General features: G+C 67.8%; 21 protein-coding genes. 12 read left to right on the top strand and 9 right to left on the bottom strand.

Annotated features, from left to right (window positions below):
• Window positions 1-30: 30 nt before the first annotated feature.
• Window positions 31-1,140, bottom strand: coding sequence for a DNA-processing protein DprA (gene dprA / locus AAID08_RS26885; protein ID WP_064524028.1), 1,110 nt, complete (start codon window positions 1,138-1,140; stop codon window positions 31-33).
• 252 nt (window positions 1,141-1,392) lie between these two features.
• Here dprA and def point away from each other — a divergent pair, with 252 nt between their 5' ends.
• The gene (def, locus tag AAID08_RS26880) at window positions 1,393-1,905 is read left to right on the top strand and encodes a peptide deformylase (protein WP_006389914.1); all 513 of its coding nucleotides are present in this window, start codon (window positions 1,393-1,395) and stop codon (window positions 1,903-1,905) included.
• 31 nt (window positions 1,906-1,936) lie between these two features.
• A complete protein-coding gene (fmt, locus tag AAID08_RS26875; RefSeq protein WP_054500420.1) occupies window positions 1,937-2,878 on the top strand; it encodes a methionyl-tRNA formyltransferase in 942 nt (313 codons plus the stop codon).
• 50 nt (window positions 2,879-2,928) lie between these two features.
• Here the strand turns inward: fmt and AAID08_RS26870 are convergent, their stop codons facing one another.
• Genes AAID08_RS26870 through AAID08_RS26855 form a run of 4 tightly spaced genes read right to left on the bottom strand, consistent with a single transcriptional unit; the run spans window position 2,929 to window position 5,303 of the window.
• Window positions 2,929-3,444 carry a class IV adenylate cyclase gene (locus AAID08_RS26870; protein ID WP_054500421.1) on the bottom strand — a complete coding sequence of 172 codons (516 nt, stop codon included), beginning with the start codon at window positions 3,442-3,444 and terminating at the stop codon, window positions 2,929-2,931.
• 26 nt (window positions 3,445-3,470) lie between these two features.
• A complete protein-coding gene (locus tag AAID08_RS26865) occupies window positions 3,471-4,097 on the bottom strand; it encodes an HAD hydrolase-like protein (RefSeq protein WP_054500422.1) in 627 nt (208 codons plus the stop codon).
• A 19-nt stretch (window positions 4,098-4,116) separates the two neighbouring features.
• Window positions 4,117-4,677: a hypothetical protein gene (locus AAID08_RS26860; RefSeq protein ID WP_064524030.1), complete on the bottom strand. Its 561-nt coding sequence runs from the start codon at window positions 4,675-4,677 to the stop codon at window positions 4,117-4,119.
• Window positions 4,678-4,700: 23 nt separating this feature from the next.
• Entirely contained in the window at window positions 4,701-5,303 is a 603-nt protein-coding gene (locus tag AAID08_RS26855; protein WP_054500424.1) for a TIGR00730 family Rossman fold protein, read from the bottom strand.
• 228 nt (window positions 5,304-5,531) lie between these two features.
• Between AAID08_RS26855 and AAID08_RS26850 the strand changes: the two genes are divergently transcribed.
• Window positions 5,532-6,092, top strand: a complete 561-nt coding sequence (locus AAID08_RS26850) for a bacterioferritin (RefSeq protein ID WP_054500425.1) — start codon at window positions 5,532-5,534, stop codon at window positions 6,090-6,092.
• A 72-nt stretch (window positions 6,093-6,164) separates the two neighbouring features.
• Here the strand turns inward: AAID08_RS26850 and AAID08_RS26845 are convergent, their stop codons facing one another.
• Window positions 6,165-6,551 carry a helix-turn-helix domain-containing protein gene (locus AAID08_RS26845; protein WP_116792219.1) on the bottom strand — a complete coding sequence of 129 codons (387 nt, stop codon included), beginning with the start codon at window positions 6,549-6,551 and terminating at the stop codon, window positions 6,165-6,167.
• Between the two features lie 95 nt (window positions 6,552-6,646).
• Here AAID08_RS26845 and AAID08_RS26840 point away from each other — a divergent pair, with 95 nt between their 5' ends.
• Window positions 6,647-6,964, top strand: coding sequence for a multidrug efflux SMR transporter (locus AAID08_RS26840; protein ID WP_054500427.1), 318 nt, complete (start codon window positions 6,647-6,649; stop codon window positions 6,962-6,964).
• A 53-nt stretch (window positions 6,965-7,017) separates the two neighbouring features.
• Here AAID08_RS26840 and rimO read toward each other — a convergent pair whose 3' ends face one another.
• Both rimO and AAID08_RS26830 read right to left on the bottom strand, forming a co-directional pair.
• Window positions 7,018-8,334 (bottom strand): 30S ribosomal protein S12 methylthiotransferase RimO, encoded by a 1,317-nt coding sequence (gene rimO / locus AAID08_RS26835; protein ID WP_175188834.1) that lies wholly within the window; start codon window positions 8,332-8,334, stop codon window positions 7,018-7,020.
• A gap of 151 nt (window positions 8,335-8,485) precedes the next feature.
• A complete protein-coding gene (locus AAID08_RS26830; protein WP_395757136.1) occupies window positions 8,486-9,118 on the bottom strand; it encodes a LysE family translocator in 633 nt (210 codons plus the stop codon).
• Between the two features lie 130 nt (window positions 9,119-9,248).
• Here AAID08_RS26830 and rsmB point away from each other — a divergent pair, with 130 nt between their 5' ends.
• From rsmB to AAID08_RS26795, 7 genes are all read left to right on the top strand, one after another.
• Window positions 9,249-10,586, top strand: a complete 1,338-nt coding sequence (rsmB, locus tag AAID08_RS26825) for a 16S rRNA (cytosine(967)-C(5))-methyltransferase RsmB (RefSeq protein ID WP_054500430.1) — start codon at window positions 9,249-9,251, stop codon at window positions 10,584-10,586.
• 40 nt (window positions 10,587-10,626) lie between these two features.
• Window positions 10,627-11,217, top strand: a complete 591-nt coding sequence (locus tag AAID08_RS26820) for a DUF4390 domain-containing protein (RefSeq protein ID WP_116792223.1) — start codon at window positions 10,627-10,629, stop codon at window positions 11,215-11,217.
• Window positions 11,214-13,535 carry an ATP-binding protein gene (locus tag AAID08_RS26815; protein ID WP_054500432.1) on the top strand — a complete coding sequence of 774 codons (2,322 nt, stop codon included), beginning with the start codon at window positions 11,214-11,216 and terminating at the stop codon, window positions 13,533-13,535. Before AAID08_RS26820 ends, AAID08_RS26815 begins: the two co-directional genes overlap by 4 nt.
• An 11-nt stretch (window positions 13,536-13,546) precedes the next feature.
• The gene (locus AAID08_RS26810) at window positions 13,547-14,236 is read left to right on the top strand and encodes a response regulator (RefSeq protein ID WP_144655685.1); all 690 of its coding nucleotides are present in this window, start codon (window positions 13,547-13,549) and stop codon (window positions 14,234-14,236) included.
• On the top strand, window positions 14,233-15,612 hold the full coding sequence (gene trkA, locus AAID08_RS26805; RefSeq protein ID WP_054500434.1) for a Trk system potassium transporter TrkA: 1,380 nt from the start codon (window positions 14,233-14,235) through the stop codon (window positions 15,610-15,612). The genes AAID08_RS26810 and trkA overlap by 4 nt, the downstream gene beginning before the upstream one ends.
• Before the next feature lie 52 nt (window positions 15,613-15,664).
• Window positions 15,665-17,134 carry a TrkH family potassium uptake protein gene (locus AAID08_RS26800; RefSeq protein WP_054500435.1) on the top strand — a complete coding sequence of 490 codons (1,470 nt, stop codon included), beginning with the start codon at window positions 15,665-15,667 and terminating at the stop codon, window positions 17,132-17,134.
• A gap of 389 nt (window positions 17,135-17,523) precedes the next feature.
• Entirely contained in the window at window positions 17,524-18,765 is a 1,242-nt protein-coding gene (locus AAID08_RS26795; protein WP_054500436.1) for a YbdK family carboxylate-amine ligase, read from the top strand.
• Between the two features lie 20 nt (window positions 18,766-18,785).
• Here AAID08_RS26795 and AAID08_RS26790 read toward each other — a convergent pair whose 3' ends face one another.
• Entirely contained in the window at window positions 18,786-19,718 is a 933-nt protein-coding gene (locus AAID08_RS26790) for a methyltransferase domain-containing protein (RefSeq protein ID WP_175166980.1), read from the bottom strand.
• A 51-nt stretch (window positions 19,719-19,769) separates the two neighbouring features.
• On the opposite strand from AAID08_RS26790, the gene AAID08_RS26785 reads away from it, so the two are divergent.
• The gene (locus AAID08_RS26785; protein ID WP_367648729.1) at window positions 19,770-20,519 is read left to right on the top strand and encodes a ComF family protein; all 750 of its coding nucleotides are present in this window, start codon (window positions 19,770-19,772) and stop codon (window positions 20,517-20,519) included.
• Window positions 20,520-20,591 lie beyond the last annotated feature (72 nt).

Below are 20,591 nucleotides of genomic sequence, written 5' to 3'. Positions count from 1 at the left end.
CAGGCGCCGGCCGGCCCCTGGCGCGATCCCTTATTTCAGGCGCTGGAAGCGGCCGTCGTCCAGGCGCGCCACGCGCAGGGCCAGTTCCAGTTCCAGCAATTGCGCCTGCAGGTCGGCGGTATCCAGGCCACAGCGGGCCTGGATCGCATCCAGGTGCAACGGGTCGAAGCCCAGGGCGTCGAGAACCGGATGGGGGGCGGCTGCCTCAACCGCCGCGGCCGGGCGGGCGCCGGGTTGTGGGCCGCCGCCCAGTTCGTCGGTGATGTCGGCCGCGGTCTCCACCAGCTTGGCGCCCTGGCGGATCAGCGCATGGCACCCGCGCGACAGCGGCGAGTGGATCGAGCCGGGAATGGCGAACACCTCGCGCCCGCTTTCGCCCGCCAGCCGCGCGGTGATGAGAGAGCCGCTCTGTTTTGCGGCCTCGACCACCAGCACGCCGCGCGCCAGTCCGGCCACGATGCGGTTGCGCTTGGGAAAGTGCTGGGGCAGGGCGCCCGTCCCCATCGGCAATTCGGAGACCAGCGCGCCGTGCGCGGCGATGCGATGCGCCAGGTCGCGGTGCCGCGCGGGGTAGATGCGGTCGATGCCGGTGCCCATCACCGCGACCGTGCCGGCGCCTGCGGGGCCGGCGTCCAGGGCGCCTTCATGGGCCGCCGCGTCGATGCCCAGCGCCAGCCCGCTGACCACGCGCCAGCCGTTGCCGGCCAGGTGGCGGGCGAAGGCGCGGGCGTTTTCCTGGCCGCCGGGGGTTGCATTGCGGGCGCCCACGACGGCCAGCGATGGTCCCTGCAGATAGGCCGGGTCCCCATTCACGTAGAGCAGGATGGGCGGGTCGGCGATGGTGAGCAGGCTTTGCGGATAGGTGGGATCGGCCAGCGTCAGGATGTGGTGACCTTGCCCCTCGACCCACTGCAGCGCGTTGTCGACCTGTGCGGCCATGTCGACCGGCATGGGCGCGGCCAACTGGCGGGCCAGCGCGTCCGGCAGTTGGCGCGCCAGGGCCGAGGCGCGCTGTGCGTAGATCTGTTCCGGCAGGCCCAGCGCGCCAAGCAGCGTGCAGGCGGTGGCCGGGCCGATGCCGGGCTCCAGGGACAGGCGCAACCAGGCGGACAATTCAGCGGCGGTATGGGTGAGCGGCATGGCAAGGGCGCCGGCGGACGGGCGCGAAGGAAACGGGGGGGGGGCCGGCGCCCGGGCGCCGATCGTTCGAGAGTGTCGCATGGCGGCCACGGCAGCCCCGGCAGGCGGGACCGAATGATCCCGGCCGGACGGGGCTGTAAATCGGGGCCAGGCCGGTCCGGATAATCCTCGTGTTAGCCGAAAACTATTAGAAATCAAGAATCTAATGAATTAAACTGTTGGTCAGGCACTCTTACCGACGATTCCTTTTCAATGGCATTACTTCCTATTCTTCGCTACCCGGATCCGCGCTTGCACAAGAAGGCCAAGCCGGTCGCCGAGGTCGATGACCGCATCCGCCAACTGGTGCGCGACATGGCCGAAACCATGTACGACGCGCCGGGCGTCGGCCTGGCCGCGACGCAGGTCGACGTGCACGAACGCGTGGTCGTCATCGACGTCTCCGAAGAAAGCAACCAACTGCTGGTGCTGATCAATCCCGAGATCACCTGGCGCAGCGACGATTACAAAATCTACGAGGAAGGCTGCCTGTCGGTCCCTGGCATCTACGACGAAGTCGAGCGCGCTTCGCGCATCCGCTGCAAGGCGCTGGACATCGACGGCAAGCCGTTCGAGTTCGATGCCGACGGCCTGCTGGCCGTGTGCGTGCAGCACGAGCTCGACCACCTGGAGGGCAAGGTGTTCGTCGAATACCTGTCCAACCTGAAGCAGAACCGCATCAAGACCAAGTTGAAAAAGGCCGAGCGCGAAGCGCTGCGCGCCTGACGCCCGTTTCCTTCCTCCCGGTCCGCTCCCCATGCGCCTAGTTTTCGCCGGCACGCCGGAATTCGCCCGTATCGCCTTCGACGCCCTGCGGGCCGCCGGCCACGACATTCCGCTGGTCATGACCCAGCCCGACCGCCCGGCCGGGCGCGGGCTCAAATTGACACCGAGTCCCGTAAAGCAGGCCGCGCTCGACGCCGGAATCGAGGTCGCCCAGCCGCGCAGCCTGCGGCTCGATGGCCGCTATCCCGAGGAGGCTGCCGAGGCCCGCGCCCTGCTCGAGCGCATCGCGCCCGACGTGATGGTGGTCGCGGCCTATGGCCTGATCCTGCCGCAGTGGGTGCTGGACCTGCCGCGCCTGGGCTGCCTGAACATCCACGCCAGCCTGCTGCCGCGCTGGCGCGGCGCGGCGCCGATCCAGCGCGCCATCGAGGCGGGCGACGCCCGCACCGGCGTGACCATCATGCAGATGGACGCGGGCCTGGACACCGGCGACATGCTGCTGGAGCGGGTCGTGCCGATCGGGGCCGAGACCAATGCCGCGCAATTGCACGACGCGTTGGCGCTGGCCGGCGGCGAGGCGATCGTGGCGGCCTTGGCCGCGCTGTCCCAGGGCGGTTTGACGCCGACCCCGCAACCCGAGGACGGCGTGACCTACGCCGCCAAGTTGGACAAGGCCGAGGCCGCGCTCGATTGCAGCCAGCCCGCGGAACTGCTGGCGCGTCGCGTGCGCGCCTTCAACCCGGTGCCCGGCGCCAGCATCCGCCTGCCCGGCCTGGCCGATCCCGTGAAGGTGTGGCGCGCGCAGGCCCTGCCACAGTCCGCGGCGGCCGCGCCCGGCAGCGTGCTGCGCGCGCAGGCTGATGGCATCGACATTGCGACCGGCGAGGGCGTGTTGCGCCTGCTTGAGTTGCAGAAGGCCGGCGGCAAGCGCCAGCCGGTGGACGTGTTCGTGCGGGGCTGGCAGCCGGCCTGAGGCCGTTCGCCGTTGCCAGGGGCTGGCCGCCGTGGCGCAGGCGGCCTTTCTCAGGCGCGCTCGGCCAGCAGGTCGAGGTAGGCGCCCGACAACAACTGGTCCGGCGCGATCTGCAGGCTGGCGAGCAGCTCATGGGCCTCGGCCATGCCTGCCTCGACGCTTTCGCCGTCGCGCAGCACGACTTCCAGTTCCAGGAATTCCCCCAGTCCCTCGACCCGATCCAGGTGGATGCGGGTGCGGCCGGCCATGAATAGCAGGCGCTGCTTGCGCACGCGGCCGATCACGCCATAAGCCAGCCCCAGCGCGTCGCGCAGGGTATCGGGCGAGGCGGTCGGTGAAATGACGTAGAAGCTTTCCTTGGGGCCGGCCTCGTCGGCGCGGCGGTAGAAGATCAGTTCGCCCTTGCCATCGGCGAACACGCGCAGCTTGAGCCGGCCGTCAGGGCAGGCGAAGAAGGTGTCGTCCTGCGCGATGGCGACCGGAGCCTTGCCCGACAGCGCGGCGGCCAGCGATTCGAGGGCCGCCAGGCTGGCGACCCTTGCCTTGATTTCGACGTTGCGGGCCATGGGGGTGTCCTTGTCGGGACGCAGTGTCAGGCCAGCGCGGCGGGCAGTTCGGCGACCTGCATGAACAGCTCGTCGGGGCCGCGGTCGCGCAGCGCGTCAACGTGGTTGTAGCCCCAGGCCACCGATCCCACGCGCACGCCGGCCTTGCGGGCCGCGTCGATGTCGCGCATCTCGTCGCCCACCAGCAAGAAGCGTTCCGGCGGGGTGTCGTGGCGCTGCAGCAGGCGCTCGATCTTGGCGGCCTTGCCGAACAGGTCGGTGCCGCATTCGTAGTCGTCGAACAGCGCCGCGGTCTCCGGCCCGAGCACGCGCTGCACGTTTTCCAGCGAGTTCGAGCTGACCACCGCCAGCCGCAGCCCGCCCGCCTTCAGTCGGGCCAGCGCGTCCGGAACGCCATCGAACAGGCGCACGCTGGGATCGATCTCCTGCATCAGCGTGCGCACGTGCGCCATGATGGCGGGCAGTTTCCACAGCGGGATGCCCAGAAACTTCAGGATCTCGCCGGCGTCGCGGTGCCGCAACTGGTCGCGCTCGGCGGCGTCGATCTTGCGAAAGCCGTACTTGTCGGCCACCGTGTTGAGGATGGAATTGAACCAGGGCATGGTGTCTGCCAGGGTTCCGTCGAAATCAAAAGCTGCGATGTCGTATTTCAAGAAAAAATCCGATGCCGATCTACATGGGGTGAAGCAGATACTGCACCACCGGCGCCAGGTCTTCAAGCGGCGGGGCGCCAGCGACGACGCGCTGGGCGTTGGTCCAGGGATAGTCCAGCGCGAGCAGCCAGCCGAACACCGCGTCGGTGGCGGCCGGGGGCAGCGTCACCATGGTCTCGATGGTAATGGTCAGGTGAGTCGCGCGGTATGGCTCCGGCTGGAAGGTCCAGGCGTAGCGGCCACAGCCCACGCGCACGTTGCCGGTGGCCTTCTCTGTCATGCCGACGATCCAGTCACAGGAATAGTCGGACAGGCGCGCATCGGCCTCGGGCCGCGCCAGGTAGAAGGTGTAGACGTTGTCGTAGGTCTGGCCGAACTTGCGCACCAAGGTGTCGGTGATCGCGGCCAGGCCGTGGGATTCGGGCGGAAACGCGATGGCCTGCGTGCGCAGCGCCATCTTCAGCACCGCCTGCGGCGCGAAGGCGCGCGCCATGTAGTGTGGGCGGTTTTCGTCCTTGGCGTGGAAGTAATCGCGCAATACGGACTCGGTGCTGGCGGGGAACGACGAACCGTTGGACATTGCGGGGCTTTCCTTGGAGCGGGTTAGGGGGCGCGATGCTCGGGCTTGACGGGCTCGAACCACTTGGAGACGTTGGGCGGCTCGTAAATGGCGTAGCGGTCCAGCAGCGTCGCCGGATCGCTTTCCACCACCAGCATGTCGCGGTGCTGCGGGCGCATGAAGGCTTCGTCGACGGCATGGTCGACGAACTGCATCAGCGCGTCGTAATAGCCGGCGATATTGAGCAGGCCGCAGGGCTTGCTGTGCATGCTGAGCTGGGCCCAGGTCCAGACCTCGAAGAACTCTTCCAGCGTGCCGGCGCCGCCGGGCAGCGCGATGAAGCCGTCGGCCTTCTCCATCATCATGGCCTTGCGCTCGTGCATGCTCTGCACCAGGTGCAGCTCGGTCAGGCCGCGATGGGCCTGTTCCTTTTTCTGCAGCAGTTCCGGGATCACGCCGATCACGCGGCCGCCGCCGGCCAGCACCTCGTTGGCGATGACGCCCATGATGCCGACGACCGAGCCGCCGTAGACCAGGCCGAGGTCGCGCTTGACCAGTTCACGGGCCAGCACGCGGGCCTGCTCCAGGTATTCGGGGCGCGCGCCGGGATTGGAGCCGCAATACACGCAGATGTTCTTCAGGGTCATATGAAGCTACTTGTTGTCGGGCCCGTTACAGATTGCGTCACGGGCCGTCCGGGAAGCCGATAGTTTACGAGAAGCGCCGGGCGGGTTTTTAGCCGGCGCACGAAAGCCGGATCCGGCGCCATGGGCAATGTTTGGACACAGCATCTTTTCGTACGCCCGGTAGACTGGGTTGTTCGGAACGACTGGAAGTCCAGCGTCGTATTGCCAACCCCACAAGGAGCTAACGATATGGAAAACACGACCCGTAACCAAGACAAGGCGAGCCGCCCCTTCGACATGGATGTGAAGGCGATCCGCGCCAAGGCGCGCCAGGATATCGAGTCCGGCGCCGTCACCGACACTTACCGTGCCGACCGCCAGACCGTGCTCAAGCTGCTGAACGAGGCGCTGGCCACCGAGATCGTCTGTGTGCTGCGCTACAAGCGCCACTTCTTCATGGCCCGCGGCCTGAACGCCGAGCCGGTGGCCGCGGAATTCGCGGAGCACGCCGCTCAGGAACAGGATCACGCCGACAAACTGGCCGAGCGTATCGTGCAACTGGGCGGCGAGCCCAATCTGTCGCCCAAGGGCCTGCTCGAGCGTAGCCATTCCGAGTACGTCGAGGGCTCCTCGCTCGAGGAGATGATCAAGGAAAACCTGATCGCCGAGCGTATTGCTATCGACAGCTACCGGCAGATGATCGAGTACATCGGCGAGCAGGATTCGACCACCCGTCGCCTGCTGGAGGAAATCCTGGCGGTCGAGGAAGAGCACGCCGACGATCTGTCTGATTTCCTGGCCAAGCATTAAGGCCCGTCAGCGGTCGATGGCGCACCGTGGGCCGGCGGTGCGCCATGGGGCTGCGCGTCCCGCCCGGGTTGTTCAACCCTGGCGCGCGGCAGCCGCGTCGTGGCGGCGCGCCGCCTCATCCAATTGGGCATGGTGGCTTTCGGCCCATCGATCCAGCGCCACCAGCGCCACATTCAGCGACTTCCCCAGTTCGGTCAGGTGATAGCGCACATGCGGCGGCACCGTGCGCATGTCCTCGCGCAGGACCAGTCCGTGGCGTTCCAGTTCGCGCAGTGTCTGCGTCATCATCTTCTGCGAGATTCCGTCGAGCTTGCGCAGCAGCTCATTGTTGCGCAGCGGGCCATGCGCGAGCGCGGGCAGCACCAGCGGTACCCATTTGCCGGAGATCAGTTCGAGCGCGCGGCGCGATGGACAGGCGGCGTCGAAGACGTCGCCCGCGGAAGCGGGAGAGACTGCCATGGGGTGCCCTTCATGGTTACCAATAGGTGCGTACTTGTGCCTGGGTAACTATAGGCCCTAAGCTGGCCGCATTCCAATAACGAAGGGAGGCCGGGATGGCCTGGTGGATCCTGTTGGCCGCGAGCGCGGTGGAAATCGTGATGGCGCTGGCGTTGAAGTACGCGGACGGCTGGACGCGGTTCTGGCCCAGCGCCATCGGCATCGCCGCGGCGCTGGGCAGTATCTTCCTGCTGACGCTGGCGATGCGGCACCTGCCCGCGGGCACCGCTTACGCCGTGTGGACCGGCATCGGGTCCGTGGGCATCACGCTGCTGGGGATCCTGCTGTTCGGCGATTCGCCGTCCGTCGCGCGCCTGGCGTGCATTGCGTTGATCGTGGGCGGCGTGGCGGGCCTGAAACTGCTGGAGGCCTGAACCGGGCCGCGGGCCTTTCGCGCCGGCGGCCGATGCCGCCGGCCTCATGACGCTCAGACCGTGTCGGCCCAGAGGTCGTACTCGTCGGAGTCGGTGACGCGGGCGCGCACCAGGTCGCCGGCCTTGAGCTTGCGGTCCGAGCTGACGTAGACGCAACCGTCGATTTCCGGCGCGTCGCCAGCGCTACGGCCCACGGCGCCGTCTTCGTCCACTTCGTCGATCAGTACGTCGATCTCGCGGCCGACCTTGCGCGCCAGGCGCGCGGTGGAAATCGATTGCTGCAGTTCCATGAAGCGTTCCCAGCGTTCCTGCTTGACCTCGTCCGGCACCGGATTGTCGAGCAGGTTGGCGGGCGCGCCTTCCACCGGCGAATACTGGAAACAGCCGACGCGGTCGAGCTGGGCTTCCTGCATCCAGTCCAGAAGGTACTGGAAGTCTTCCTCGGTCTCGCCGGGGAAGCCGACGATGAAGGTCGAGCGGATGGTCAGGTCGGGGCAGATCTCGCGCCACTGCTTGATGCGCGCCAGCGTCTTGTCCTCGAACGCCGGACGCTTCATGGCCTTGAGGATGCGCGGGCTGGCATGCTGGAACGGAATGTCCAGGTAGGGCAGGATCTTGCCCTCGGCCATCAGCGGAATCACCTCGTCGACGTGCGGATACGGATACACGTAATGCAGGCGCGTCCAGACGCCCATCTCGGACAAGGCCGTACAGAGCTCGGTCATGCGGGTGCGCACGGGCCGGCCGTTCCAGAAGCCGCTGCGGTACTTGACGTCGACGCCGTAGGCGCTGGTGTCCTGCGAAATCACCAGCAGCTCCTTGACGCCGGCCTTGACTAGGCGCTCGGCCTCGCTGAGCACGTCTCCCACCGGACGGCTGACCAGGTCGCCGCGCATCGACGGGATGATGCAGAAGCTGCAGCGGTGATTGCAGCCTTCCGAGATCTTCAGGTAGGCGTAGTGGCGCGGGGTCAGCTTGACGCCCTGCGGCGGCACCAGGTCGAGGTAGGGATTGTGGTCCTTCTTGGGCGGCGCGGCGTCATGCACGGCGCGCACCACTTCCTCGTATTGCTGCGGGCCGGTCACGGCCAGCACGCTGGGGTGCACGTTTCGGATCACCGATTCCTCGACGCCCATGCAGCCGGTGACGATGACCTTGCCGTTCTCGGCGAGCGCTTCGCCGATGGCTTCCAGCGACTCCGCCTTGGCGCTGTCGATGAAGCCACAGGTGTTGACCACCACGACGTCGGCGTCGTTGTACTCGGGCGTGACTTGGTACCCTTCGGTGCGCAGTTGGGTCAGGATGCGTTCGGAGTCGACCAGGGCTTTGGGACAGCCCAGGCTGACGAAGCCGACTTTGGGGGAAGACATGGAATACCTCGGTGGGCGCGAGCCGGCGCCAGTGATCAAATACTGCGCAATTTTAGCGCGGCAGGGCGGGGGGCCGTTATTTTAGCGGGTTGCCGGGGGCGATTCCCGGCTGGTGTGCGTCCCTAATATCCGGGCAGGGCGACGTCGGGCGTCAGGCGCCGCTGCGGCGGTACAGCGCCAGGGTGCCGGCCAGCGCGATCATGAGCCAGCCACAGACCCGGTTCAGCCAGCGCAGGCCCGAGCCGCGAAAGGCCCGCACCAGTTGCGCGCCCAGGGTGGCGTAGGCCAGCATGGTCAGGATGTTCATCAGCGCCAGCACCGCAGCCACGGTGGCGTATTGCGGCAGCAGGGGCGCCTGGGTATTGATGAACTGCGGCAGGAAGGCGGACATGAACAGCAATGCCTTCGGGTTGGTCAGCGCCACCACGAAGCTGCGCAGGCCCAGCTTGAGGCCCACCGGCCGGGCGGCGCCGGGTTCGGCGGCCGGCAGCACCAGCGCGGCGTCCGAGCGCAGCATCTTCCAGCCGAGATAGGCCAGGTAGGCGGCGCCCGCCCACTTGATGACATGGAAGGCGACCTCGGAAGCGGCCAGCACCACGCCCAGGCCGGAAGCCACCGCGCCCACCAGGATGAAATCCGCCATTACCGCGCCGCCCATGCCCCAGCAGGCGGTGCGCACGCCGTGGCGCGAGCCGTTGCTCATGGCGAGCAGGACGGTCGGGCCGGGCGTCACGATGGCGACGGCCGAGGCCAGGATGAACAGCAGCAGCGTGGCGGTGGACATGGCGGGCTCCGAGGCAGGCGGCCAGTGTGACGCGCCCGGCGCGGTTCGTCCAGCGCTCCCCGCGAGGCCGTCGACGGGGCGGCAGCCCGCGCCGGGCTACCATAGCGGTCTTGTCCTTTGATTTGCTGCCATGTCCACGCGTTCCGATACCCCCCATCTGGCTCCCCCGCTTTCCGCCGTTTTGCTTGCCAGCGCGCGCGTGGTGGAGGACGTCCTGGAAGGCCGCTCGATGACCGATGCCCTGGCCGACGTCGATGGCGCCCTGCGCCCCGCGGCGCAGGCGGTGTCGTTCCACGCGATGCGCTACCTGGGCTGGGCCGATGCGGTCGGCCGCGAACTGGTGCAGCGCTATCCCAATGTGCTGTTCGAATCGCTGCTGCTGGTCTCGCTGACGCTGCTCAAGGCCGAGGGCGAGGCCGCTGCCGGCCTGCCGGGCATGCCGGTCTACGCGCCCCACACCGTGGTGGACCAGGCCGTCACGGCCGCGTCCTCGACCCGTTCCCTCGGGGCGTTCAAGGGCCTGCTCAATGCCTGCCTGCGCCGTTTCCTGCGTGAGCGGGCGGCGCTGGAGGCCGCCGTGGCCGACAGCCCCGAGGCCGAATGGAACCATCCGGGCTGGTGGGTCAAGCAATTGCGCGTGGCCTATCCGCAGCAGTGGCAGGAGATCCTGCGGGCGGCCAACGTGCCGGCGCCGCTGACCCTGCGCGTCAATCGCCGCCGCGCCAGCCGCGAGCAGGTCCTGGCCGCGTTCCAGGACGCGGGCCTGGCCGCCGACACGGTGGGCCAGGCCGGCCTGGTGCTGGCCACGCCGCGGCCGGTGGCTCAACTGCCCGGTTTCGCCGAAGGGTGGTGGTCGGTGCAGGACGCCGGCGCCCAGTTGGCCGCCGAGCTGCTGGCGCCGCAGGACGGCATGCGGGTGCTGGATGCCTGCGCCGCGCCGGGCGGCAAGACCGCCCACCTGCTGGAGCTGGCCGACATCGACCTGCTGGCCCTGGACGCCGACGCCGACCGCCTGACGCGGGTCGGCCAGAACCTGGACCGCCTCGGCCTGGCGGGCGAGCATGTGCGGCTGCAGGCCGCCGACGCTGCCGACCTGGACGCCTGGTGGGATGGCAAGCCCTTCGACGCGGTGCTGGCGGACGTGCCGTGCACCGCCTCGGGCATCGTGCGGCGTCATCCCGACATCCGCTGGCTGCGCCGCGAGAACGATGTGCGCCGCACCGCCACGCTGCAGGCGCGCATCCTGGACGCGCTCTGGCGCACGGTCGCGCCCGGCGGCCGCCTGCTGTACGTGACCTGCTCGATCTTCCCGATCGAGGGCACGCGCCAGGCGCTCGAGTTCCTGCAGCGCCACCCCGAGGCCCGGCGCCTGGACGCGCCCGGCCAATTGCTGCCAGTTGCGGTCGATGCAACACCCGCGGCGCAACGCGATGGATTTTTCTACGCCTTGTTTGCCAAGCAGTCCTGAATCGCCAAGAATAGGGGGCATGACGGGGTTTCGGTGTCGTATGTCCATCATTTCACGGTTATTTCTGGGGTTATTGTTCGCAACTGCCGCGCTGTCGTTGGCGCCGGCCGGTCAGGCACACGGGTCCGAACCGAAGGTGGTGCGCGTCGAACCGGTCGTGCGTGGCGACAAGCTTGAAATCGACGCCGACATCGAGTTCGAACTGAACCAGCAACTGCGTGACGCCGCCCAGCGTGGCGTACCCCTGTACTTCACTGCCGACCTGACCATCACGCGCGAGCGTTGGTGGTGGTTCAACAAGTCCCTGGTCGACACCTCCCGCACCTGGCGCGTGATCTACAACGCGCTGACGCGCCAGTGGCGTGCCGGGGTCGGCGAGCTGTCCTTCCCGGTGGCGTCGCTGGACGACGCAATGAGCGTCATCCGCCATGTGCGCAACTGGCAGGTGGCCGATGCCGACGATTTCGACGAGGGCGTGGTCTATGGCGGCCAGTTGCGGCTGCGGCTGGACACGTCGCTGCTGCCCCGGCCGTTCCAGGTCAATGCCCTGAACAGCAGCTCCTGGGTCCAGGGCACGCCGTGGACCGATTTCTCGTTCTCGCTGGGTGACAAGGAGAAAGACCCCTCATGAGGCTGTTGCTTCGGCTGGCCCTGATGGTCGGCGCGGTGAGCGGCCTGGCGTTGCTGGGCCTGCTGGCATGGTCCACGGGCAATGCCTCGCGTTTTGCCCGCTATTACGACACGCTGCTGGTTCTCAACGGCATCTTCGCGCTGGCGCTGTTCGTCTGGGTGGTGGCCCTGACGGTGCGGCTGGCGCGGCAGATCCGGCGCCGGCAGTTCGGCGCCAGGCTGACCGCCCGCTTCTCTTTGGCCTTCGCCCTGATCGGCGTGGTCCCCGGCGCCCTGATCTACACAGTCTCGGTGCAGTTCATGTCGCGCTCGATCGAGTCCTGGTTCAACGTACGGGTCGACACCGCGCTGGAGGCCGGCCTGAACCTGGGCCGCGCCGCGCTCGACTCGCTGCTGGCCGACCTGGACGCGCGGGCCCGCTCGATGGCGGCCGAGCTGAACCGCAATTCCGATACCGGCGTGACGCTGGCCCTGACCCGGCTGCGCGAAGCCAACGGCGTGCAGGAAGCCATGGTCTTCACCGGCAGCGGCCGCATGGTGGCGTTCTCCACCAGCCAGTACGGCCAGTTGCTGCCGGCCATGCCGCCGTCGACGGTCATGAACCAACTTCGGCTGTCGCGCGGCTATTCGGCCGCCGAGGCCGATGACCCGGTCAAGCCCGGCACCGACGGCGGGCTGCACCTGCGCGTGGTGATCCCGCTGACCGGGCCCGACCGCTACGACAACCTGCTGGGCGCCGCCTCCGAGCCGCGCTGGCTGCAACTGCTGCAGCCGGTGCCCGAGCAGATCGCGCACAACGCCAACCTGGTGCAGCAGGGTTTTCGCGACTACCAGGAACTCGCCCTGTCGCGGCTCGGCCTGCGCAAACTGTATGGCATCACGCTGACCCTGGCGCTGCTGCTGGCCGCGTTCGGCGCCATCGCCGTGGCGTTGTCGCTGTCCAAGCGGCTGGTGCGGCCATTGCTCAGCCTGGCGGGCGGCACCCAGGCGGTGGGCGTGGGCGACTACCGGCCGCTGCCCGAGCCGCCCGAGCGCGACGAGGTCGGCCAGTTGACCCGCTCGTTCAATGCCATGACGCGCCAGCTCGACGAGGCCCGCCGCATGGTCGAGAGCAACCGCCAGCAGCTCGAGCGGTCCAACGTCTATCTGGAAAGCGTGCTGTCGAACCTGTCCTCGGGCGTGCTGGTGTTCGACGAGTCCTTCCGCGTCACCACCGTCAACCAGGGCGCCCAGACCATCCTGCAGGCCGACCTGCGCTCGGTGATCGGGCGGCCGCTGGAAACCGTCGATGGCATGCTCGAATTCGCGAACGTCGTGCGGCAGGCTTTTTCCACCCACGCCGCCGTGGGCTCCGAACGGCAGCACTGGCAGCAGCAGTTCGAAATCGCGCCCAAGCAGGGCGACACGCCCAACGGGCCCCAGGCCCTGACGCTGCTGGCGCGCGGCACCCACCTGCGGGTGGACGGCCGCGGCAACGGCTACCTGGTCGTGTTCGACGATATTACCGAGGTGATATCGGCCAACCGCACCGTCGCCTGGGGCGAAGTGGCGCGCCGCCTGGCCCACGAGATCAAGAACCCTCTGACGCCGATCCAACTCTCCGCCGAGCGCCTGGCGATGAAGCTGGAAGGCAAGCTGCCGCCGGCCGAGGCCCAGATCGTCGAGCGCTCCACCAACACCATCGTCAACCAGGTGGCCTCGCTCAAGCAGATGGTGGATGATTTCCGCGAATACGCCCGCACGCCGCCGGCGGTGATGCAGCGTATCGACTTCAACGCGCTGGTGGCGGATGTGCTGTCCCTGTATGGCTGGGAGCCGGACGGCGCCGCTTCGGTGCGTTCGGCCTCCGGCAAGGCGCTGAACCTGGACGTCAGCCTGGGCGCGGACCTGCCCGCCATCGAGGGCGATCCGACCCAGTTGCGCCAGGTGATCCATAACCTGCTGTCCAATGCCCGCGACGCCATCGCCGAGAAGGGAGGGGAAGGCCGGGTCAGCGTCACGACCCAACTGATGCGCAGCGAGCAGCCCGACCGCGCCGACCAGCAGGCCCTGCGTTTCACGGTCGCCGACACCGGCCCGGGTTTCCCGCCGCAGGTCATGCAGCGCGCTTTCGAGCCCTACGTAACCACCAAGTCCCACGGGACTGGGTTAGGATTGGCAATCGTACGCAAGATCGTGGAAGAGCATGGCGGGCGGATCGACCTTGCGAATCGCAAGGAAGGAGGCGCGCGGATTTCCATCTTGTTGACCCGGCTCGCTCCCGGGGCCGATACTATGGACGCGACCGCGCAAGAAAAGGATAATGCGGCTACGCAATAGGTGGATGCTTTATGGCCAGAATTCTGGTGGTTGACGACGAAGTCGGTATTCGCGAGCTTTTGTCGGAAATCCTTTACGACGAAGGGCACACGGTCGAGTTGGCCGAAAACGCGGCGCAAGCGCGCGCCGCGCGCCTTCGCACGCGTCCCGATCTGGTGCTGCTGGACATCTGGATGCCGGACACCGATGGCGTCAGCCTGCTCAAGGAATGGGGCTCGCAGGGCCTGCTGGACATGCCGGTCATCATGATGAGTGGTCACGCCACCATCGACACGGCGGTCGAGGCCACCCGCATCGGCGCCATGGATTTCCTCGAAAAGCCGATTACGCTGCAACGCCTGCTCAAGACCGTGGCCGCCGGCCTGGCCCGCGGTCGCGTGCCGCATCCGGCGCCCGTGACGGCGCCTACGACCGCCAGCGCCGCCGTGGCGCTCGAGGACGAACTCGATCCGCCGACGCTGTCGTTGGCCCCCGCGAACGAAGTTCCGGTCACCGCCAACGGCCAGTTGGGCAGCATCTCGCTGGACCAGCCGCTGCGCGAGGCGCGCGACGAGTTCGAGCGCATCTATTTTGAATACCATCTGGTCCGCGAAAGCCACAGCATGACCCGCGTGTCCGAACGCACCGGCCTCGAGCGCACCCACCTCTACCGCAAGCTCAAGCAGTTGGGCATCGAGTCGGCGCGCAAACGGGGCGCATGAAGATCCTGATCATCGGCGCTGGTCGCGTAGGCACCAGCGTGGCGGAAAACCTGGTGTCCGAGCAGAACGACATCACGGTGATCGATTCGGACTCTTCCCAGTTGCAATACCTGCAGGAACACTTCGACCTGCGCGTCGTCCATGGCGACGGCTCGCAGGTGTCGGTGCTGGAAGGCGCCGGCGCCGCGGACACCGACCTGCTGATCGCCTGCGCCGCGTCCGACGCGGCCAACATGGTGGCCTGCAAGATCGCCCGTCAGCTTTTCAACATCCCTCGCCGCATCGCCCGTATCCGTTCTGGCGAATTTTCCGAACATCCCGAACTGATGAGCGAAGACGGCTTCTGCATCGACGCCATCATCAGTCCCGAGCGCAGCGTCACCACCTACCTGCACAGCCTGATCGAGTTCCCCGAGGCGCTGCAGGTAGTGGAATTCGCCGAAGGGCGGGTCAGCGTCGTGACGGTCCGCGTCGGTCACGGCAGCCCCATGGCGCACCATCCCGTCGACAAGCTGCGCGAGGTCTGGCCCGACGTCACGGCGCGGGTGATCGACGTGCTGCGCGGCGGCCGCCCGTTGCGGGCGGGGTCGGGCACCGTGATCGCCCCGGGCGACGAAGTGGTGCTGGTGGTGGACACGCGCCACGCCCGCCGCGCCGTGCGGCAACTGCGCGAAGCCGAAAAGGCCGTGCGCCGCGTGATGATCGCCGGCGGCGGCAACATCGGCCTGCGGCTGGCGCGCGCGCTGGCCGAGGAAAACTACAGCGTGCGCATCATCGAGCGCGACCTCAAGCGCTGCGAATACCTGGCCACGCAGTTGCCCGACAGCGTGCTGGTGCTGCACGGCAGCGGCACCGACGAGGCCCTGCTGGAACGCGAGAACATCGAGGACATGGACACCTGGCTGGCGCTGACCAGCGACGACGAGGACAACATCATGTCGTCGCTGCTGGCCAAGCGGCTGGGCGCGCGCAAGGTGATCGCGCTGATCAACCGCCAGGCCTATGGCGAACTGATGCAGGGCAGCCATATCGACATCGCGGTGTCGCCGTCGCAGGCCACCATGAGCGAGCTGCTGCGCCATGTGCGGCGCGGCGACGTGGCGGCGGTGCACCGGTTGCGCCAGGGCGTGGCCGAGGCGCTGGAGGCCATCGCCCACGGCGACCGCTCCAATTCCAAGGTGGTGGGCCGCAAGGTGGGCGAGATCAGCCTGCCCAAGGGCGCCAGCATCGGCGCGCTGGTGCGCGAGGACGAGATCATCCTGCCTGACGCGGATACCGTGATCGAGACCGACGATCACGTCATCGTCTTCGTGCCCTCGCGCAAGCAGATGCCACGCGTGGAAAAACTGTTCCAAGTCTCGGCGTCGTTCTTCTGATGAGCCTGCGCGTCCCGCTTTCCGACGGACCGGCGACGGCCGGGGAGGCCGCATGAAGCGGGTCCTGGCGACGCTGCACATCCTGGGCCTGACGATGGTGATGTTCGCCCTCACCATGCTGATCCCGCTGGGAGTGGCCTACATCGGCGGCGACGCCGCGCGCGATGCCTTCCTGCACGGTTTCCTGATTTCGGTCGGTATCGGCGTGGCGCTGGCGGCGCTGACGCGGCGGGCCCGCAGCGAGCTGCGCGCCCGTGACGGCTTTGTGCTGGTGTCGGCGGTATGGGCCGGCCTGCCGCTGCTGGCGGCGATCCCGCTGTTGATCTACTTCCACCGTGCCGGCCTGCCGCTATCGTTCACCGGGGCTTATTTCGAGGCCATGTCCGGGCTGACGACCACCGGCGCCACCGTGCTGACCAATCTGGACGCGCTGCCCGCCTCGATCAACCTGTGGCGCGCCACCCTTATCTGGATCGGCGGCATGGGAATCCTGGTTCTGGCAGTGGCGATCCTGCCGCTGCTGGGCGTCGGCGGCCACCAGGTGGTGCGGGCCGAGACCCCGGGGCCGATGAAGGACGAGCGCCTGACCCCCCGCATCGCCAGCACCGCCAAGGCGCTGTACGCGGTGTATTTCGCGTTCTCGATCCTGTGCTTCCTGGCTTACCGCGCGGTCGGCCTGTCGTGGTTCGAGGCCTGGTGCCACATGGCCACCACCATGGGCCTGGGCGGCTTTTCCACCTGGGACGACGGCTTTGCCCATTTCGATTCGGTAGCGGTGGAAATGGTGGCCATGGTGTTCATGTTGATCGCCGGCATCAACTTCGCCACCCATTTCAACGCTTTCCGCCAGCGGAGTCCGCGCGCTTATCTGCGTTGTCCGGAAGCCATTCCGTACCTGGTGGTGGTGCTGGGGGTGGGCCTGGTGATCTCGGTGTTCCTGTACGTCAAGGGCGTCTACCAGGAGCCGCTGCAGGCTCTGCGCTACGGGATGTTCAACACGATCTCGATGGCCACCACCACGGGCTACGCCAATACCGATTTCGCCCAGTGGCCGCTGTTCGCGCCCTTGACCATGCTGCTGCTGTCGGGCTTCGCCACCTCGGCTGGTTCGACGGGGGGCGGGATCAAGATGATCCGGGCCATCCTGCTGATCAAGCAGGCGCGCAATGAACTTGTCACAATGTTGCATCCGCATGCGGTCAGCCCGGTACGGATCAACGGCCGCGCCGTCGAGGCCCGCACCATGTCGTCGGTGCTGGCGTTCATGCTTTTCTACGGTCTGTCCATCGCTGTCTTCACCAGCCTGCTGCTGCTGTCGGGGCTGGACCCGATCACGGCGTTCTCGGCCGTCTTCGCCAGCGTCAACAACACCGGCCCCGGCCTGGGACCGGTCGGACCCATGGGAAATTTCGCGGTGCTGTCGGATTTCCAGATCTGGGTCTGCACCTTCGCCATGCTGATCGGCCGCCTGGAGCTGCTGACCGTGCTGGTGCTGTTCACGCCGATTTTCTGGCGCAAGTAGGCGGCCTCGCCCGTGCGCGGCACAGCCCGAATTTCCGGCCTCCCGTCGCCGCGGCGCGTCCCCGTCGGGATAGGTCTGTTTTTATAAGGGATAACCCTTTATGGGGTTATCCCATCCCCTCTGGGAACCCGCACCCAGCCTGCGCTTGCAGGCTTCCCGGGCCGGCGAGCCGCGCCACCATTACGTTGTGAGCGCTCGCTCACTTTGTTCTAGAGAGCAAAACCGAATGCATCGTGATGTTGCACACAAATGTCACGATTTTCAATCGTTTTGCCACAAACATGCGGCTATTATGCGTTCACAAGCCGCCGTCTAGCGCCCCCCGGGAAGTTGCCGGGCTTCAAGGTCGAACGGCGCATCCCCTCATCAAACATCCGAAGGAGTCCGAGATGGAACAGATCCCGTTCATTTCGTCGGCCCCCAACACCCTGGGCATCGAACTCGAGCTGCAACTGATCGACCCCCGCAGTTTTGACCTGACCGCAGCCTCCGACGAACTGCTGGCCCAAATGGCCAACCATCCCATTGCCGATCGCGTGAAACCCGAAATCACGCGGTCCATGATCGAACTGAATTCCTCGGTGCACGAGCACCCCATGGGCCTGCTGGCGGAAATGCGCGAAATGCGCGATGCCCTGGTCGAAGCGGCTGACGCCGTGGGCGTCTCGGTAGCCGGTGGCGGCGCCCACCCGTTCATGCGCTGGCAGGAACGCTCCATCTCGGATACGCCCCGCTTCCAGTACCTGGCGGAAATGTATGGTTACCTGGCGCGTCAGTTTACGGTGTTTGGCCAGCACATCCACCTGGGCGTGAAAAACGGCGACGAAGCCATCAAGCTGCTGCGTCGCCTGTCGCCCTATGTCCCGCACTTTATCGCGCTGTCGGCCTCCTCGCCGTATTGCGAGGGCGTCGATACACTGTTTTCGTGCTCGCGCCTGAACGCGGTCAACAGCTTCCCGCTGGCCGGTCACATGCCGGCCGAGGTCAAGGACTGGTACCAGTTCGAGGCCCATCTGGCGCAACTTCGCGCCTATGGCCTGGCCGAGAGCATCAAGGACCTGTACTGGGACATCCGTCCCAAGCCCGAATTCGGCACGGTCGAAATCCGCGTCTGCGATACGCCGTTGACCGTGGAGCGCGCCTGCCAGATAGCGGCCTTCGCCCAGGCGCTGTCGGTGCTGTTGATGCGCGAAGAAGATCCCAGCGACAAGGCCTGGCTGTCCTACCGCAGCAACCACTTCCAGGCCTGCCGTTTCGGCCTGCAGGGCAGCTATGTGACGCCGGATGGCGAGCGCCTGCGCTTGATGGACCACCTGCGGGCGCTGTTCCAGCGGCTGATGCCGGTGGCCGAAGAACTGGGGACCGGCGACATGATCGCATCGCTGCGCGACGAAGCCATGCGCAGCGGCAACGATTCGCGCTGGCTGCGCAGCCAGTTCCATCGTTTGCGCGATCTGCCGCTGGTGGTGGAATCGATGTCGCAAGCCTGGCGCGGTGAGGTCGCCCAGGCGGCGCCGGCCGAGCCGACCGCGGTGTTGCGGCGGCGAATCCGCGCCACGTCCGAGCCGATGCAGCCCCTCTCGACGGCGGAGCCGGGAGTGACCGCGCCACTGCCCGAACGCCTGCACTAGGCCTGTCCGGGCGTCTTGTTTCAGGGCGTGCCGCGCTGGCGGCCGCCGATGGCGCTGACCGAAAGCCGGGTCTCGCCTGCAGTGCCGCGGTGGGCGGCGGCGCGCCAGGCGTGGCCGTAGGCGACTTCGATGCTCAGCGCGATGACGCCGTCCGGGCGGCGCTGGGCTTCCAACGCATCGCACAGGCGCGCCCGCCAGTCTCGCCCGACCAGGCCGCCGCGCCGACCGGCGGCGGGGTTGCCGCCCAGGGCGCGCACGTCCTGCAGCAGCTTTTCCGGCGTGCGGTACGTCAACGTCAGGATTTCCTGGTCCATGACCGGATCGGCGAAGCCGTTTTCCACCAGCAGATCGCCAAAATCATGCATGTCGACGAAGGCCGGGGTGGCGGTGCGCAGTCCGGCGTCGTCCAGCGCCTGGCGCAATTCGCGCAGCGTCGCCGGCCCCAGACAGGAGAACATCGCCAGCCCGCCGACCTTGAGAATGCGGCGCCACTCGGCCAGCACGGCATGCGGCTCGCGGTGCCAGTGCAGGGCCAGGTTGGACCACACCAGTTCCTGCGATTCAGGCGCCAGACCGGTGGCGGCCAGATCGGCATTGATGAAGGCATTGGTCGGCCCGCGTCGCGCCAGTTTGCCTATCCAGGCCGACAGGCCGGCCGGGGCGTGGCGCTTGCGGGCGATCTCCAGCAGCGGGTCGCAGTTATCCAGGCCGGTGTAGGCGGCTTCGGCATAGCGTTCGCGCAGCAGCGCCAGGTTGTCGCCGGCGCCGCAGCCGGCGTCGAGCATGGCCTGCGGCTGCACGCGGATGTACTGCAGCCGGCCCAGCATGCGGCGGGCGACTTCGCCGTACAGGAACTGGGCGTCCGAAAGATCGCCGCGGCGGGCGAATTGGCGCGGCACGTCGGCGGCGACGAGCGGGAGCGAGGGCGGGGTGGCAGGTGCGGGCAGGGACATTTCGGTCGCGCCCGGGCGCGGCGCCGCGGGCGGATCATGATTTCATGGGGGATGGCTCACATTATTGCCCATCCCGGCCGCGGCGGCCGATTGTCCCTACAGGCCATGGGGCGGGGGTTGCTGGCCCGGGTGCCCTGCGACTGTCCGCTGTGCGGGGGGCGGGTCGGCGGCGCCCGCCTGTGTGAGGGCTGCGAAACCGATCTGGCCGAAGCGTCGTTGGCGCCGCGCTGCCCGCGTTGCGCCCAGAGGCTGGCGGCGGATGCGCTGCATTGCGCCGACTGCCTGGCGCGGCCGCCAGCCTTCATCGGCACGGTCGCCGCCTTCGACTACGAGCCGCCCGCCGAGGTGCTGATCCGGCAGCTCAAGACCCAACTGCGGCTCAGCGCGGCGCCGGTCCTGGCGCGGCTGCTGGCGCATGCGGTGTGGTCCGAACCCCCGCCGCGGGCCTTGCTGCTGGTGCCGGTGCCGTCCAGTCGCGCATCGCTGCGCCGGCGCGGCATGAATCCGGCGGCCGAGATCGCCCGCAGCCTGGCGGCGCAACTGGGCTGGCCGCTGCTGCGCGGGGCGTTGCGGCGGCGGCGCGAAACGCCCAGGCAGACGGCCCTGGGGCGCCAGGCCAGGCTGAGCGGCGCCCGGGGCGTGTTCGATTGCGCGCGCGATCTGGCCGGCCGCCATGTCGGCTTGGTGGATGACGTCATGACCACGGGCAGCACCGCCGATGCGGCCGCGCGCGCCTTGCTGGCCGCGGGCGCGGCCAGCGTGACGGTGCTGGTGGTGGCGCGCACGCCGCGCCGGCCCTGATGTCCGGGCGGGGAGGGGGCGGCGGGGGCGGCCCCTCATGCGGCCTCGCGCGCCGGGGCGGCCGTCCAAATC

This window comes from Achromobacter sp. EB05 (assembly GCF_044232075.1).
GTDB lineage: Bacteria > Pseudomonadota > Gammaproteobacteria > Burkholderiales > Burkholderiaceae_B > Achromobacter > Achromobacter dolens.
The sequence above is the reverse complement of the archived record's forward strand: the minus strand, read 5'-3'. Positions and strand labels throughout refer to the sequence as shown.

Coding starts and splice junctions, on each gene's coding strand:
- rimO (WP_175188834.1), bottom strand. CDS start 8,334: ATGTCTTCCCCCAAAGTCGGCTTCGTCAGCCTGGGCTGTCCCAAAGCC.
- AAID08_RS26810 (WP_144655685.1), top strand. CDS start 13,547: ATGGCCAGAATTCTGGTGGTTGACGACGAAGTCGGTATTCGCGAGCTT.
- fmt (WP_054500420.1), top strand. CDS start 1,937: ATGCGCCTAGTTTTCGCCGGCACGCCGGAATTCGCCCGTATCGCCTTC.
- def (WP_006389914.1), top strand. CDS start 1,393: ATGGCATTACTTCCTATTCTTCGCTACCCGGATCCGCGCTTGCACAAG.
- AAID08_RS26830 (WP_395757136.1), bottom strand. CDS start 9,118: ATGTCCACCGCCACGCTGCTGCTGTTCATCCTGGCCTCGGCCGTCGCC.
- AAID08_RS26850 (WP_054500425.1), top strand. CDS start 5,532: ATGGAAAACACGACCCGTAACCAAGACAAGGCGAGCCGCCCCTTCGAC.
- dprA (WP_064524028.1), bottom strand. CDS start 1,140: ATGCCGCTCACCCATACCGCCGCTGAATTGTCCGCCTGGTTGCGCCTG.
- trkA (WP_054500434.1), top strand. CDS start 14,233: ATGAAGATCCTGATCATCGGCGCTGGTCGCGTAGGCACCAGCGTGGCG.
- AAID08_RS26860 (WP_064524030.1), bottom strand. CDS start 4,677: ATGTCCAACGGTTCGTCGTTCCCCGCCAGCACCGAGTCCGTATTGCGC.
- AAID08_RS26820 (WP_116792223.1), top strand. CDS start 10,627: ATGTCCATCATTTCACGGTTATTTCTGGGGTTATTGTTCGCAACTGCC.
- AAID08_RS26800 (WP_054500435.1), top strand. CDS start 15,665: ATGAAGCGGGTCCTGGCGACGCTGCACATCCTGGGCCTGACGATGGTG.
- AAID08_RS26840 (WP_054500427.1), top strand. CDS start 6,647: ATGGCCTGGTGGATCCTGTTGGCCGCGAGCGCGGTGGAAATCGTGATG.
- AAID08_RS26795 (WP_054500436.1), top strand. CDS start 17,524: ATGGAACAGATCCCGTTCATTTCGTCGGCCCCCAACACCCTGGGCATC.
- AAID08_RS26790 (WP_175166980.1), bottom strand. CDS start 19,718: ATGTCCCTGCCCGCACCTGCCACCCCGCCCTCGCTCCCGCTCGTCGCC.
- AAID08_RS26845 (WP_116792219.1), bottom strand. CDS start 6,551: ATGGCAGTCTCTCCCGCTTCCGCGGGCGACGTCTTCGACGCCGCCTGT.
- AAID08_RS26855 (WP_054500424.1), bottom strand. CDS start 5,303: ATGACCCTGAAGAACATCTGCGTGTATTGCGGCTCCAATCCCGGCGCG.
- AAID08_RS26870 (WP_054500421.1), bottom strand. CDS start 3,444: ATGGCCCGCAACGTCGAAATCAAGGCAAGGGTCGCCAGCCTGGCGGCC.
- rsmB (WP_054500430.1), top strand. CDS start 9,249: ATGTCCACGCGTTCCGATACCCCCCATCTGGCTCCCCCGCTTTCCGCC.
- AAID08_RS26815 (WP_054500432.1), top strand. CDS start 11,214: ATGAGGCTGTTGCTTCGGCTGGCCCTGATGGTCGGCGCGGTGAGCGGC.
- AAID08_RS26785 (WP_367648729.1), top strand. CDS start 19,770: ATGGCTCACATTATTGCCCATCCCGGCCGCGGCGGCCGATTGTCCCTA.